This is a genomic window from Dietzia sp. Cai40 (assembly GCF_014145165.1).
In the GTDB taxonomy this organism is placed as follows: Bacteria; Actinomycetota; Actinomycetes; order Mycobacteriales; family Mycobacteriaceae; genus Dietzia; species Dietzia natronolimnaea.
The window spans coordinates 1-300 of sequence record NZ_JAALEB010000507.1; the positions used below are offsets into that span (position 1 = coordinate 1).

General features: G+C 71.0%; 1 protein-coding gene. It reads right to left on the minus strand.

Going from position 1 to position 300, the window contains the following annotated elements; genetic code table 11:
• The coding region (locus G6022_RS16500) for an adenylate/guanylate cyclase domain-containing protein (RefSeq protein ID WP_182692057.1) at nt 1-300 on the minus strand (300 nt) is incomplete at both ends.

The window sequence follows — 300 nt, forward strand, 5'->3', positions numbered from 1 at the left end:
CGTCGCCGAGGAAGCTGTCCACGACGCCGTCGTACTCCTCGACCGTCTCCACGACCACCCGGAAGAACCGGTTGAGGACGTCCACCACCTCCGAGGCCTCGGACCGCACCGCCATCTCCGTGGACCCGATGATGTCGACGAAGACGACGCCGACCTGGGAGGCGCTGCCGCCCAGTTCGGGGTCCCGCTCCTCGGCCGCCTCCGCGACGTCGCGACCCACGTGGCGGCCGAACAGATCCCGGAGCCGTTCGCGTTCCTGGAGCCCGGCCGCCATCCGGTTGAACCCGCGCTGGAGCTCGC